Consider the following 13,371-nt stretch of genomic DNA (forward strand, 5'->3'; position numbering starts at 1 on the left):
CCAAAACAAAAGCATACCGAGACGAGTTGGGAGAGCAGATAGAGATCTTGTCGCGACAGATCAGCAATGACGATCTTGCCATCACGCCCGAGAAGTTGGAAGCTTTTGCCAAACTCATGCGCGAAAAGTTTTTCGGCGGAAATCAGGGCATGCAAAAAGCATATTTGAACCTGTTCATAGAACAGATCGTGCTGAATGATAATGAAGTGAAGATCACCGGATCAAAACATGCTCTGACGCATGCTATTAGCACCCCCGAAAAACTAAACACGTCTAAGGTGCCCAGTTTTGTTCGGGAATGGTACGCCCTACGGGACTCGAACCCGTGTTACCGCCGTGAAAGGGCGGCGTCCTAACCGCTAGACGAAGGGCGCTCATCAATCGGTGAAGCGCTTTATAGAAAGCTTTCGATAAAAGTTCAAGCCTCTTCAGAGCAAAGCCGTCAAATTTTCGGGTGTCAAAGCCAATTGTCCAAAGGCTTGTTTATGCTGCACGACATTAATTTGAGACCAAACTCGGGGGGCTCCGTTTTGCTCGGTCATCAAGCAAGTATCTCTGCGGCATCGATGATCCTGAGCTGCACCGATGGTCGGCCCTGCCAGTAATCGAGCGAGAGGCTTCCTGCGACATGAAGGCTCTGCCCCCGGTTTTCCAGCAGAAGCCTGCCGATTTCCTGATCGGCGGCCCTGAAACATATGGCCTTGATCTTGCCACCCGAATTGTTGGCGAGGGTGCAGCGTACATGACCACCCTGCCCCACGATATCTGCAAATGCGATCTTGTGTGCGGGAAACACGAAAACCGGTTCGGGATTGCCCGCACCATAGGGCCCGGCCTTTTCCAGCATGGAAACAAGCTCTTCCGTCGCACCGGTCGCGCTCATTGCAGCATCTATTTCCAAGACATCATTGGACCTCGATTGCTGGACCTGTTGTCTGAGCTGGCGATCCAGAAAATGGCGAAACTCGTCGATTTTCTCCTGCTCGATGGTCAAGCCGGCGGCCATTGCGTGACCTCCTCCCTTGACCAGCAATCCTTCCGCGTGAGCCGCCCTTACCGCTCCGCCAAGATCTGAGCCCGAAATCGAGCGTCCCGATCCGGTTCCCCTGCCATCAGCGCCGATGGCTATGGCAAAGGCCGGTCTGCCGAATTTCTCCTTCATGCGGGATGCAAGAAGCCCGACAATTCCGGCATGCCAGTCCTTGCTATGCGCCACAATTGCAGCGCAGTCGGGATCGGACATGAGGTCGGCTTCAGCCTGTGCGTTGGCCTCCTCCAGCATGATTTGCTCAAGCGCCTGACGTTCCTTGTTGAGGCGCTCCAATTCAGCGGCTATGACTTCTGCTTCCTGAGGGTCGGATGATGTCAAAAGCTTTGCGCCCAATGCAGCATCGCCTATACGCCCTCCGGCATTGATGCGGGGGCCAAGCATGAAGCCGAGATGATAGGGATTGACCGGTCCGGACACGCGCGAAATGGCAAGAAGTGCGCTGAGCCCGAGGTTGCTATTGGACCGGATGACCATGAGGCCCTTTACGACAAAGGCCCGATTGAGGCCTGTTAGCGGGACAACATCGCAGACCGTGCCCAAAGCGACGAGGTCAAGCCACGCCAAGAGGTCTGGTGCGGGGCATCGACGGGGGAAAAAACCATCCTGACGCAACAACCGATTAACGGCAACGACGGTCATGAAGGTCACGCCGACCGCAGCCAGATTCCCAAGTTCGCTCAAGTCATCCTGACGGTTCGGATTGACCAATGCCACACATGGAGGAAGTGCCTCGCCAACCTGGTGATGATCGAGAATAACAACATCTATCTGGCGCTCTTTTGCCCGTTCAAGAGCGTCAAAGGAAGTCGAGCCGCAGTCAAGGGTCAAGATCAGTTGATGCCCTTCGTCGATCAGTTGATCAATGGCGGTTGGATTTGGGCCATACCCCTCAAAGATCCGATCCGGAATATAGATGCTTGCTTCGCAGCCACAATGGCGAAGGAACAAGGCCATGAGTGCGCTTGAGGTTGCTCCATCGACATCATAGTCGCCAAAAATCGCGATCTTCTCTCTCTTTCTGATCGCAATTGCAATGCGCTCCGCGGCGACATCCATATCCGTCATGCAAGAGGGATCCGGCATTAGATCCTTGATCGTGGGATCCATATAGGACTTCGCGGTATCGAGAGTTTGCCCGCGGCCAACAATGATGCGCGCCACGATGTCAGGGAGCCCCTGCCCTTGTGCAATGGCATTGGCAAGCTCTATTCCCCGCAAATCCAGCCGCTCGGTCCAGCATCTTTCCCGTGCTGATCGTCGGACACCCAAAAAGGGTTTGGTTTCGGATGTTTGGGAGAGCATTAGCGGGCTTACTTCTCTATTGGCGAAGAATCATGTGGTTTTTGCAAATTTAGCATGTTGGTGACTCGAAGCCATAAAAAAGGCAGGCCATACAGGCCTGCCCTTGTCTGACGGGTCGTTTTCCGGCGCTTATCAATCGAGGTGGAATTTGTCGAATTGACGATGCTCAGACTCAATCCAGCGAACCGTACCGGTCGTTGAGCGCATGACAACCGTTTGTGTCTTGATCACACCGCGTCCAAACTTGACACCTGAAAGCATGGCACCATCGGTCACGCCCGTAGCGGCAAACGTCACATCGCCACCGGCCAGTTCGATCAATTCAAACTTCTTGGACGGATCTGCGATGCCCATGCGAATGGCACGTTCACGTTGTTCCTCGCTGTTGATGACAAGACGCCCCTGCATTTGCCCGCCGATACACCGCAGAGCCGAGGCTGCCAGCACGCCCTCTGGCGCACCACCGATGCCCATATAGATATCGATGCCAGTTTCGTCAGGATCAGTGGTATGAATAACGCCCTGGACGTCACCGTCACCGATAAGCCGTATCGCTGCGCCGGTGGTTCTTACTTCTTCGATCAGGTTGGCATGACGCGGACGGTCCAGAATGCAGACATTAAGCTCGGAAACAGGAACATTCTTCGCCTTGGCCAGCGCGTTGAGGTTGTCGACAGGACTACGGTCCAGATCGACGAGACCTTTGGGGTAACCTGGACCAATCGCAATTTTGTCCATGTAAACGTCGGGCGCGTTCAACAGGCTTCCTTCATCGGCGATTGAAATCACGGCGAGTGAATTGGGCTGGTTCTTGGCGCAAAGGGTCGTACCCTCCAACGGATCGAGTGCGATGTCGACTCTCGGGCCATGCTTGTTGCCAACCTGCTCACCGATATAAAGCATGGGCGCTTCATCGCGTTCCCCTTCGCCGATAACCACGGTGCCATCGATTGGCAACTGATTCAATTCCCTGCGCATGGCATCAACAGCGGCCTGATCGGCCTCTTTTTCATTCCCCTGTCCGCGCATGCGAGCGGCAGAAACAGCGGCTCGCTCGACAACGCGTACAATTTCGAGGGTCAGGATGCGGTCCAGTACCTTCGCTTCTCTAATTTCAGTCATTTAAACTTCCCTTCGACCCGAATTAATAATCAATCCAATATACATAGCACTGTGATTTACAATCTCTCAATTCGGATAACCTGAGGGGGTGCAACGATATGACCATCCTTTTCAATGGCTTCAATAGCTGCCCTGACAGCCTTTTCTGTCGTCATATAGGTAATCAGCACAAGATCTTGCGGCATATCACGGTTTGCTGAAACAGCTGACTTGGGATCGGATTTATGCCTCGGCTTTTTTTGTACTATACTTTCGAGTGAGATGGCTTGCTCGGCCATCCTTTTTGCGATGGAAGCAAAGACGCCCGGTTTGTCGGTCACACGCAAACGGATATAGTAGCCGCCTTCATGAGCGCGCATGCGTGCACGTTCATATGGCTCCAATGCTTCGGTCGCTCGTCCCAGCGGAATGATCTGCAACCCACGTGCAATATCGACAATGTCGGCAATGACTGCCGATGCAGTTGCATCGCCACCAGCGCCCGGACCGGAAAGAGTTATGGAACCAACGGCATCGCCTTCAATGGCTACGGCGTTTGTGACATCAGAGATTTGTGCAATGGCAGATTCCTTGGGAACCATGGTCGGATGCACGCGCTGTTCGATGCCGGTGTCCGTTTTCATGGCAACACCGAGCAGCTTGATGCGGAACCCGAGATCATCAGCAGCCGAAATGTCGGTCTGCGTGATCGAGGTAATGCCTTCGACAAAGATCGAGTTGGCCTCAATTTCTGACCCGAATGCGATACTTGTCAGGATCGCCAGTTTATGGGCGGTATCGTAGCCTTCGATGTCGAAAGTCGGATCGGCCTCGGCATATCCCAGTCGCTGCGCTTCTGAAAGACACGCATCGAAAGACAGCCCTTCATCTTCCATCTTGGTCAGAATATAGTTGCAGGTGCCGTTCAGAATACCGTAGACGCGGGAGATTTCGTTTGATGCAAGGCTTTCACGCATCGACTTGATGACGGGAATGCCGCCGGCGACGGCTGCCTCAAAGTTAAGCGATACGTTGTTCTCTTCTGCCAGGCGGGCCAACTCATTGCCGTGTTTGGCAAGCAGAGCCTTGTTTGCAGTGACGACATGTTTACCTGCCATAAGAGCGGTTCGGACAGCTTCTTCTGCCGGGCCGCTATCGCCACCAATCAGTTCGACAAAAACGTCGATATCCGGTGACTTTGCCATTGCCACGGGATCGTCAAACCATTGGAACTGGCTGAGATCGACACCGCGATCCTTGTTGCGGCTGCGGGCGGTGATCGCCTTGACCTTGATTGTGCGACCGGCTTTTACGGCCAGTGTGTTTTCTTTGGCTAAAAGGCGCTGAAGTGCGGAAATGCCAACGGTTCCAAGACCTGCGAGGCCGAGCTTGAGGGGGTCGCTCATAGAGTTGTTAGTCCGTTAAGTCGTAATCGGGTGGGTTTATGGGTTGTTCAATGAGTTTTTCAGAGCAAATAGACTAGAAAATCAAGAACAAGGAAACTTCAGGATAAATACGAAAGGCGGGGATCATCCGCAAGAACAATTTCACTGAATGGAATGAGTTTGCTCTCGCGGATGAGATTACTTGCTTTGGCAAAGATCAGGACGATGCAAGAAAGCGCCGGATATTACGAGCGGCCTGACGAATGCGCTGTTCGTTTTCAACGAAAGCCAGACGAACATAGTCATCGCCATATTCGCCGAAGCCAACACCCGGCGCAACCGCCACGTGGGCCTCTTCTACAAGTCGTTTAGCGAATTCGAGCGAACCGATATCTCTGAATTGTTCAGGTACCGGAACCCAGGCGAACATGGTTGCATTCGGGCTCGGGATTGGCCAGCCGGCCCGTGTGAAGCTTTCAACCATGACATCGCGTCTCTCTCGATAGGTTTTCCTTGCTTCCCTGATGCAGTCTTCAGCGCCATTGAGGGCAGAGGCCGCCGCAACCTGAATGGGCGTGAATGCACCATAATCGAGATAGGATTTGACACGGGTCAGAGCGTTGATCATGCGCTCGTTCCCCACCGCAAAGCCCATGCGCCAGCCGGGCATGGAGAAGGTCTTGGACAGTGAGGTGAATTCGACAGCAATGTCCTTGGCCCCTTCAACCTGAAGAATAGACGGTGGTGGATTGTCGTCGAAATAGATCTCGGAATAAGCCAGATCGCTCAGCACCATGATCTCATGCTCTTTGGCAACCCGGACAACCTCTTTGTAAAAATGCAAGTCGACCGTATAGGCGGTCGGGTTGGCCGGATAGTTGACGATGAGTGCGATCGGCTTCGGGATGGAGTGGCGTACAGCGCGATCAATCGAGCGGAAAAACTCGTCATTGGGCTCGGCCGGCATGGAACGCACCACCCCTCCGGACATGATGAAGCCGAATGAGTGGATGGGATAGGTCGGATTGGGAACGAGCACGACGTCGCCCGGACTGGTGATGGCCTGAGCGATGTTGGCAAAGCCTTCCTTGGACCCAAGTGTCGCGACGATCTCGGTATTGGGATCAAGCTTCACGCCAAAACGACGATCATAATAGGCAGCCTGAGCCTTGCGAAGTCCGGGAATGCCGCGTGAAGTGGAATAGCGATGGGTTCGCGGGTTCTGAACCGTCTCGGTCAGCTTGTCGACAATATGTTGCGGTGTCGGCAAATCGGGGTTGCCCATGCCCAAATCGATGATATCCGCACCCGCCGCTCGCGCTTTCGCCTTAATCCGATTAACGGGCTCGAAGACATAAGGCGGAAGACGACGAATTTTATGGAATTCATCCATTGAAAGGCTCCTTGAGAATAGCTCAGAGACTAAGTGAAGGCATTTGCCGGATATTGGCACTGGCCGCTGTCAGACAGATGCCGGTGAAACGAAAAAGAAAATGGAGTCATCGCGTTTGCTTTGCCACCACTAATTCCATTTGTGCACATGCTAATACGACGATAGTGGGGCGGTGCAAGCGATAACACTGTCCGATATCGCCTGAAAATCACGGCGACAAGTGACATGACCGATCACTTTTGCAGATTGGGATTGAGTAGCAGAAGCTCTTTCTTGATCGCTTCCTGCTCTTCCTGACTTAAAAGGGTTGGGTCTGTTGTCGCGATATTGCTGATGGTGGGATAAGCGGCAGCTTCCTGTTCCACTGTCGTTTCATTGAGCAACTCAAAGGACTCGCGCGCGGTCGTGAGTACGGCTTGGCTCTTTTGTTTGCTGGTCGTCGCCAGTTCCTGATGCGTTGAAGCGCAACCGGCAACGAAAAACAAAAGCGGGAGCGAGGCCAGCGCGAGCCGCACGCTGGCGGGTTTTGCTGATTTGAGGTTGCGATTGCCGTTGCTCGACAAAATGGCCGTCATTACTGCAAAATCACTCCGGTTCCTGTTTGCAAGATGCAAGCTTGTGAGATTCGTAAATGGGATCATACTCTGGCCGGTTCAATTGTCGACGCACCTGTTTTTCAAACTTTTTCTATCCGATCTTTGAGTCAAAATTGCGTTTTTTTCAAATCTTTCATATATGCGTATCGCCGAACACTATTTTTGCGCCCTTGATTGATTTTTTGCATTATCATTCATTGGCGTGTGCAAGTGCCAGCTGCTGGATAAGAAATGGCATGTCCCGATTCATGTGCAAAGCTTCATGCCGGGCTGTCGATAAGTAAGGGCCGGAATAAGCAATGGATGAAGGAAAAAATCGCGAGGATGAGTTCGTGTCGTGCGGTGATTCCAGTAATGACGGCCGATCCGGCAATGGCAGCTCTTCCTCCTCCGGTAGCACTTGGGAGTACGATCCGGACAAGCTTGCGATCTCCATCGCTCGGATCGCTGTCGAGCTTGGACAGGTGGCGACTTCATTTCTGACAATGAGAAATCCGGAACGGGAAAAGCAGGTCAAGAACTTTGCCAATCCGATGACCAAGGCCTTTGCGCATGTCGTCAGCTACTGGATGTCAGACCCGGAACGCGCATCTCAGGCCCAGATGCGGTTGTTTGGGCAATATCTTGAACTCTATGGCCAGTTGGTCCGCAGAAGGATGGGACGTGAGGAAGCGGATATTGTAACCTGCGAGAAGGGTGACAAACGGTTTGATGATCCGGCTTGGACCAGCAACGCCTTTTTCAATTTCACAAAGCAGCTTTATCTCATGACCTGCCGATGGGCCAACGACATCCTCGATGAAACGGCTGATATCGACGAGCATATGAGGCTCAAGGCCAAATTCTATCTGTTGCAGATCCTGAGCGCCATTTCTCCCTCGAATTTCATTCTCACCAATCCCGAGCTTTTGCGCGAAACGATCGATTCCGGCGGCGAGAATGTTATCAATGGCCTCAAGTTGCTCAGTCAGGATATTCTGAACAGCAAGGGTGAGCTGCCGATCAGGCAAACAGACCAGACAGCCTTCACCATCGGGGAGACTATCGCCGTTACACCGGGCAAGGTGATCGCGCAAAATGACTTGTGTCAACTCATTCAATATGAAGCGCAGACCGAACGGGTGATCAAAACCCCTCTGGTGATTTTCTCCTCATGGATCAATAAATATTACATACTCGATCTCACGCCACAAAAGAGCTTTGTCGACTGGTGTGTCAAACAGGGTCACACGGTCTTTGTTGTCTCCTGGGTCAACCCGGATGAGTCGCTTCGCGACAAGGATTTTTTCTCCTATATGCACGAAGGGATACTGTTCTCACTGGACCATGTGAGGAATGTAACAGGAGAAGACAAGGTCAATGTTGCTGGCTATTGCGTCGGCGGAACCCTGCTTGCTGCCACCCTCGCCTATCTTGCAGCGAATGAACTCGACTATGTAAAATCAGCCACCTTCTTTGCCAGTCAGGTGGATTTCACCGAGGCAGGAGATTTGAGAGCCTTTGTTGATGCGGAGCAGATGGTCGCGCTGGACGAGTTGATGGATGTGCAAGGTTTTCTTGATGCCTCCAGCATGACCAACGTGTTCAACATGTTGCGCCCCAACGACCTCATTTGGCCCTATCTCATCAATTACTATTTGCGCGGCATCGAACCGTCATCGTTTGATTTCCTCTACTGGAATGCCGACGCCACACGTATGGCCGCGGCCTGTCACTCCTATTATCTTCGCAAATGCTATCTGGAAAACGCGTTGGCGCGGGGGAAAATGGAAGTCGATGGCACTTTCCTGCAACTGGAAAAGGTCACCGTGCCGATTTACTGCCTCGCGGCAAGGGAAGACCATATTGCACCGGCAAGATCGATCTACAAGGGGTTCAGGCAGTTTGGCGGTCCTGTCGACTTTGTCCTGACCGGATCGGGTCATATCTCGGGTGTGGTCAATCCACCCAGCCGGAACAAATATCAATATTGGCGGGCAGATCCTTCACCCGTCGAGTTTGACGACTGGCTCCGTTCAGCACACAAATCAGCTGGATCCTGGTGGACAGACTGGCAGGCATGGATCGAGAGATGTTGTCCGGATCGGGTTGATTCCCGCAGCATCGGCGGGACTGTCTTGCAGCCTCTTGAAGAGGCTCCGGGCAGTTATGTCCGTGTCTGTTCTTGAGCTGTCACAGATACATCTCGCTTTTCCATGATTTTTCACTCAAAATGAGTAATTTGTCACCTTGAGCGAATGCTCTCCGTTTTTATTATCCTTTTTAAAACAGATGCTTAATTCGATACTTTGGCCGCTTACAAGCCTTCGCAAAAGGGTCTTACAAGTGCCATATGATTGTCATTGAGCTGTCATTATATCGTAACGCGCCGCTATTTATATGGTGGCTCACCCGGACAAATCCGCATTTCCCACTCCCGATGTGTGAGCAAAACCATGCGCAAATCTATTCTTTCCTTTGCTGTTGCCGCTTTTGCAGCGACGCCAGTTCTTGCCGAAGAACTGGTTCTTTACACCAGCCAGCCAAACACCGATGCACAGCAGACTGTTGATGCCTTCATGGCGGAAAATCCCGACATCAAGGTTACCTGGGTCCGCGATGGCACAACCAAGATCATGGCCAAATTGCAGGCTGAAATCGCTGCCAACGATATTCGTCCTGACGTGCTTCTGATCGCTGACATGGTCACGCTTGAAGGCCTCAAGCAACAGGAACAATTGCAGCCTTACAAGGCACAAGCTGCCGATTCCTACGATGCAGCCCTTTACGATTCTGAAGGCTACTACTATTCCACCAAACTGATCACGACGGGCATCGTTTACAATACCGGCGTCAAGGATCAGCCAAAGAGCTGGAAAGATCTTGTTGCTGCCGACAAGAAAGGCATGATTGCGATGCCGTCTCCGCTTTATTCCGGTGCAGCCCTCATTCATCTTGCCACGCTGACAGGTGATGCGAACCTCGGCTGGGATTATTACAAGGCTCTTGCTGCCAATGAAGCCCGCGCACAAGGTGGGAATGGCGGGACCTTCAAGGCGGTGGCCGCTGGCGAAAAACCATATGGCGTCGTCGTCGACTATCTTGCCATTCGCAGCAAGGCAAAAGGTTCTCCGGTGGAATTCGTCTTCCCTGAAGAAGGCGTTTCCTATGTGACCGAGCCAGTAGCCATTCTGAAGAGCGCCAAGAATGTCGATGCTGCCCATAAATTTGTCGACTTCCTTTTGTCTGGCAAAGGTCAGGATCTGGTTCTTTCTCAGGGCTACATTCCAGCGATCAACGGTTCCAAGGTCCCAGAAGGCTTTCCGGAACGCAGCGCAATCAAGCTGATGGCTTTCGATCCAGCTGCCGCTTTGAAAAATGCCGAAGAGAACAAGAAGCGTTTTGCTGACATGTTCGGAGTGAAATAATGTCGCTTGGCACCATCGTGAATGGTGTTAAGCCTGGCCGATCCTCTGGTCGGCCAGGCCTTTTTCTTGCTATTCTCACGCCCGTTATCGTTGTCTTGTGTCTTTTTCCCATTGCCCGGCTGATCTTTCAGGGGGTCTGGCAGGAGGGCGCTTTCTCCGCTGTTCATCTCACGAAAGTGCTGGCGGAGCAGGAAACCTGGCGCGCCACATGGCATTCGCTTTTCATTTCGGCCGCAGGCACCATCGTCTCTGTGCTGATTGGTGGTGTCTTTGCCTTTCTGGTTGCTCTGACCGACATTCGCCACAAGGCCGCGCTCGTCTTTTGCTTCATGCTGCCGATGATGATCCCGCCGCAGATAACGGCTCTTTCCTGGCTGCAAATGTTCGGGCCCACGAGTGCCTTTCTCAAGATGATCGGTCTTGCCCCTCCCCTTGGTTCCAGACAACCGCTTTACTCTCAATGGGGCATTGCACTGTTGCTGGGCATTCAGCATGCCTCTTTGATATTTCTTACCCTTCGCGCTGCGCTTCGACAGGTGCCTCGCGAGCAGGTTGAAGCTGCACGGCTTGCCGGTGCTCACGGCTTGCGTGTCTGGCGCGATGTCATCTTGCCCATAACAAGCCCTGCTCTCATCGCCGGTGTCGCATTGACGTTCGTTACGGCCATTGGAAACTTTGGTATTTCAGCCATGCTCGGCATCCCGGCCAACATCCAGATGCTGCCTACGCTCATCTATTCGAAACTATCGAGCTTTGGCCCATCCATTCTGTCGGAAGTTGCGGTCCTTGCAATTCTAATCGGCATTATCGCCGCCGTCGGGGTCATCACCCATCATCATCTGGTCAAAGGGCGGGACTATCGACTGCATGGTATTGTGGGCAAACCTCTCGATATTTCGCTAGGTCGATATCGCCTGCTTGTCGAGATCTTTGTTTGGCTGGTGCTCTTCTTCATTTTGATCGTACCGCTTATCGCCCTTGTTTCGGCCTCGATGGTTCCGGCCTATGGGATGACTTTGTCATTCGAAACCGCAACGCTTGACGCCTTTCGCGAGGTCATGTTTCGGCAAGCCGCAACCGCCAGAGCATTCGTGAACAGTTTCGGACTTTCCATTGGTGCGGCCCTGGCCCTGTTTCTTCTGACAGTACCTCTTGCCTATGGCATGATGAAAAGGCGAAACGGTCTTGCGCAAATACTCAATATCATAATCGAAATTCCGTATGCCCTACCGGGGATCGTTCTTGCCATCGCCTGCATTCTGACCTTTCAGCGCATACCGCTTGCCGGGATCAGCCTTTACGGAACGCTTGGTATCATATTCATTGCCTATCTCGCTCGTTTCTTCGTTGTCTCGTTGCGCCCTGTCGTCAGTTCGTTTCAGCAAATGGATCCCAATCTTGAGGAAGCGGCTCAAGCCTGCGGGGCCAGCGCGGCGCGGCGACTGATTGATATCCTGTTGCCCGCGGTCGCTCCGTCTGCCGCGGCAGGAGGGTTGCTGGTGTTTTTGACAGCCTTCAACGAGCTCACGGTATCGGCACTGCTTTGGTCATCGGGCAATGAAACCCTTGGCGTGATCATTTTCAACCTTGATGACAGCGGCGAAAGCGTTCTTGCGTCTGCGGTTGCTGTGCTGGTCGTTGTGGTGATCATAGCGCTGATGGGCCTTATAGAATTCATGGGCAATCGATTGCCCAAAGGAGTTATCCCGTGGCGAAGCTGACTTATCGTGACGTCTCGAAGTCTTTTGACGACACCCCAGTCCTCAACTCGATCTCGCTCGATATCGCTGACGGCGAGTTGATCGCGCTGCTCGGGCCTTCCGGCTGTGGCAAGACCACATTGTTGCGTCTGACGGCAGGCTTTGAACAGCCTTCGTCAGGTCAGATTTTCAAGAATGATGCACTCCTGTCGGGTAACCATCGTCACGTTGCGCCGGAAAAGCGCAATATGGGCATTGTCTTTCAATCCTACGCCCTTTGGCCGAACATGAGCGTTGCGGAGAATATCGCCTATCCGCTCAAGATCAGGAACCTGTCGATCTCGGCGATAGAAGAGCGTTTGACCGAGGCACTCGAGACCGTCTCGCTGCTCGATCACGCAGATGCCGAACCGTCGACCCTTTCGGGTGGGCAGCGTCAACGCGTTGCGCTTGCCCGCTGTCTCGTTATGGAGCCTGATGCTGTTCTGCTCGACGAGCCTCTGGCCAATCTTGATGCCCACTTGCGCGATGTGATGCAAAGAACCTTCGTCGACTTTCACAAGGCTTCAGGGGCAACCATGATCTATGTAACCCATGATCAGTCTGAAGCCATGGCGATGGCAGATCGGATTGCCGTGATGTTTGATGGCGAGATCGCTCAGGTCGACAAACCTCAAACGCTTTATCGCAGCCCGGCGAGTGAACAGGTCGCTCGCTTCATTGGACAAGGCTCCATACTGACCGGAAATGTTGATGGCATCATCGATAATGATCATCGCAAGGTTATCCTTCATGGCCATGAGGTGGTGGCGAGGCATGGTGCCAACAACACGGCTCTTGCAGAAGCTCAGAAAGTCAGTCTTTGCGTTCGCCCTGAAAATGTTCACCTTGGTCATGCGGAAGGGCTCGCCGCCCGGGTCAAGTCTTCGGTCTATCTTGGTGAAAGATTTCGCGTTCGTCTGGAAATGAGAGATGGAACAGAACTCGAATCCTATAGCAGCCAGTCTGTCATGGACGGCGAACTCTTGAATTTTACGCTTTCAGATGCGTGGATCATCGAGAAGTCGCGCTGACTTATTGTTAACAACAGATCTGACCATTAAGGGATTGATGACCTTGTAAAATCCAAGCAGGAACAAATGTATTTAATTCACGGCATCAGAGAAACAGTTGCTCGTCATTGCTGAAAAAATGCGATGTAAAGGGAAAAATTGTCCGTTTTGAACTTTTATGAGCTTGACGCATTCCACTATTCCATTTAGGCACTTCGCTAGTTCTGCTAAGTTTTTCTCGACATTTTCTTCTGTTTGGAAGGCGATGATCGGGAGTTTTGCGCCTCAACTGACGAATTTGTGTTAAGATTGTGTCATTTCAGAAAGGCGAAAAGGCTTGAAGTGTAACCAAGCCAATGCGTGTTTTCTTGAGCGTTTGCCAAA

The 13,371-nt window shown here is 52.5% G+C and carries 9 protein-coding genes and 1 tRNA gene; 4 read left to right on the forward strand and 6 right to left on the reverse strand.

What is annotated here, in order from left to right; translation table 11 throughout:
• Positions 1 to 299: 299 nt before the first annotated feature.
• The 6 genes from ACHZB8_RS06775 to ACHZB8_RS06800 form a co-directional block, all read right to left on the reverse strand.
• Positions 300 to 374, reverse strand: a tRNA-Glu gene (locus ACHZB8_RS06775).
• Positions 375 to 541: 167 nt separating this feature from the next.
• Positions 542 to 2,353, reverse strand: coding sequence for a single-stranded-DNA-specific exonuclease RecJ (gene recJ, locus ACHZB8_RS06780; RefSeq protein ID WP_316859503.1), 1,812 nt, complete (start codon positions 2,351 to 2,353; stop codon positions 542 to 544).
• Between the two features lie 132 nt (positions 2,354 to 2,485).
• Entirely contained in the window at positions 2,486 to 3,475 is a 990-nt protein-coding gene (gene glpX, locus ACHZB8_RS06785; RefSeq protein WP_316859504.1) for a class II fructose-bisphosphatase, read from the reverse strand.
• A gap of 56 nt (positions 3,476 to 3,531) precedes the next feature.
• Positions 3,532 to 4,860, reverse strand: coding sequence for a homoserine dehydrogenase (locus tag ACHZB8_RS06790; protein WP_316859505.1), 1,329 nt, complete (start codon positions 4,858 to 4,860; stop codon positions 3,532 to 3,534).
• 196 nt (positions 4,861 to 5,056) lie between these two features.
• Positions 5,057 to 6,232: an LL-diaminopimelate aminotransferase gene (locus tag ACHZB8_RS06795; RefSeq protein WP_316859506.1), complete on the reverse strand. Its 1,176-nt coding sequence runs from the start codon at positions 6,230 to 6,232 to the stop codon at positions 5,057 to 5,059.
• A 233-nt stretch (positions 6,233 to 6,465) separates the two neighbouring features.
• The gene (locus ACHZB8_RS06800; protein WP_316859507.1) at positions 6,466 to 6,807 is read right to left on the reverse strand and encodes a hypothetical protein; all 342 of its coding nucleotides are present in this window, start codon (positions 6,805 to 6,807) and stop codon (positions 6,466 to 6,468) included.
• Between the two features lie 320 nt (positions 6,808 to 7,127).
• Between ACHZB8_RS06800 and ACHZB8_RS06805 the strand changes: the two genes are divergently transcribed.
• From ACHZB8_RS06805 to ACHZB8_RS06820, 4 genes are all read left to right on the forward strand, one after another.
• On the forward strand, positions 7,128 to 8,996 hold the full coding sequence (locus ACHZB8_RS06805) for a class I poly(R)-hydroxyalkanoic acid synthase (RefSeq protein ID WP_316859508.1): 1,869 nt from the start codon (positions 7,128 to 7,130) through the stop codon (positions 8,994 to 8,996).
• Between the two features lie 267 nt (positions 8,997 to 9,263).
• Positions 9,264 to 10,235, forward strand: a complete 972-nt coding sequence (locus tag ACHZB8_RS06810; protein ID WP_316859509.1) for an ABC transporter substrate-binding protein — start codon at positions 9,264 to 9,266, stop codon at positions 10,233 to 10,235.
• Complete coding sequence (locus ACHZB8_RS06815) at positions 10,235 to 11,956, forward strand: iron ABC transporter permease (protein ID WP_316859510.1); 1,722 nt, start codon at positions 10,235 to 10,237, stop codon at positions 11,954 to 11,956. Before ACHZB8_RS06810 ends, ACHZB8_RS06815 begins: the two co-directional genes overlap by 1 nt.
• Complete coding sequence (locus tag ACHZB8_RS06820; protein ID WP_316859511.1) at positions 11,944 to 13,008, forward strand: ABC transporter ATP-binding protein; 1,065 nt, start codon at positions 11,944 to 11,946, stop codon at positions 13,006 to 13,008. Before ACHZB8_RS06815 ends, ACHZB8_RS06820 begins: the two co-directional genes overlap by 13 nt.
• Positions 13,009 to 13,371 lie beyond the last annotated feature (363 nt).

The organism is uncultured Cohaesibacter sp. (assembly GCF_963556055.3).
Classification (GTDB): Bacteria; Pseudomonadota; Alphaproteobacteria; order Rhizobiales; family Cohaesibacteraceae; genus Cohaesibacter.

Bases quoted from the DNA above. Each gene is read 5' to 3' on its own strand.
- recJ (WP_316859503.1), bottom strand. From the start codon at position 2,353: ATGCTCTCCCAAACATCCGAAACCAAACCCTTTTTGGGTGTCCGACGA.
- glpX (WP_316859504.1), bottom strand. From the start codon at position 3,475: ATGACTGAAATTAGAGAAGCGAAGGTACTGGACCGCATCCTGACCCTC.
- ACHZB8_RS06790 (WP_316859505.1), bottom strand. From the start codon at position 4,860: ATGAGCGACCCCCTCAAGCTCGGCCTCGCAGGTCTTGGAACCGTTGGC.
- ACHZB8_RS06795 (WP_316859506.1), bottom strand. From the start codon at position 6,232: ATGGATGAATTCCATAAAATTCGTCGTCTTCCGCCTTATGTCTTCGAG.
- ACHZB8_RS06800 (WP_316859507.1), bottom strand. From the start codon at position 6,807: ATGACGGCCATTTTGTCGAGCAACGGCAATCGCAACCTCAAATCAGCA.
- ACHZB8_RS06805 (WP_316859508.1), top strand. From the start codon at position 7,128: ATGGATGAAGGAAAAAATCGCGAGGATGAGTTCGTGTCGTGCGGTGAT.
- ACHZB8_RS06810 (WP_316859509.1), top strand. From the start codon at position 9,264: ATGCGCAAATCTATTCTTTCCTTTGCTGTTGCCGCTTTTGCAGCGACG.
- ACHZB8_RS06815 (WP_316859510.1), top strand. From the start codon at position 10,235: ATGTCGCTTGGCACCATCGTGAATGGTGTTAAGCCTGGCCGATCCTCT.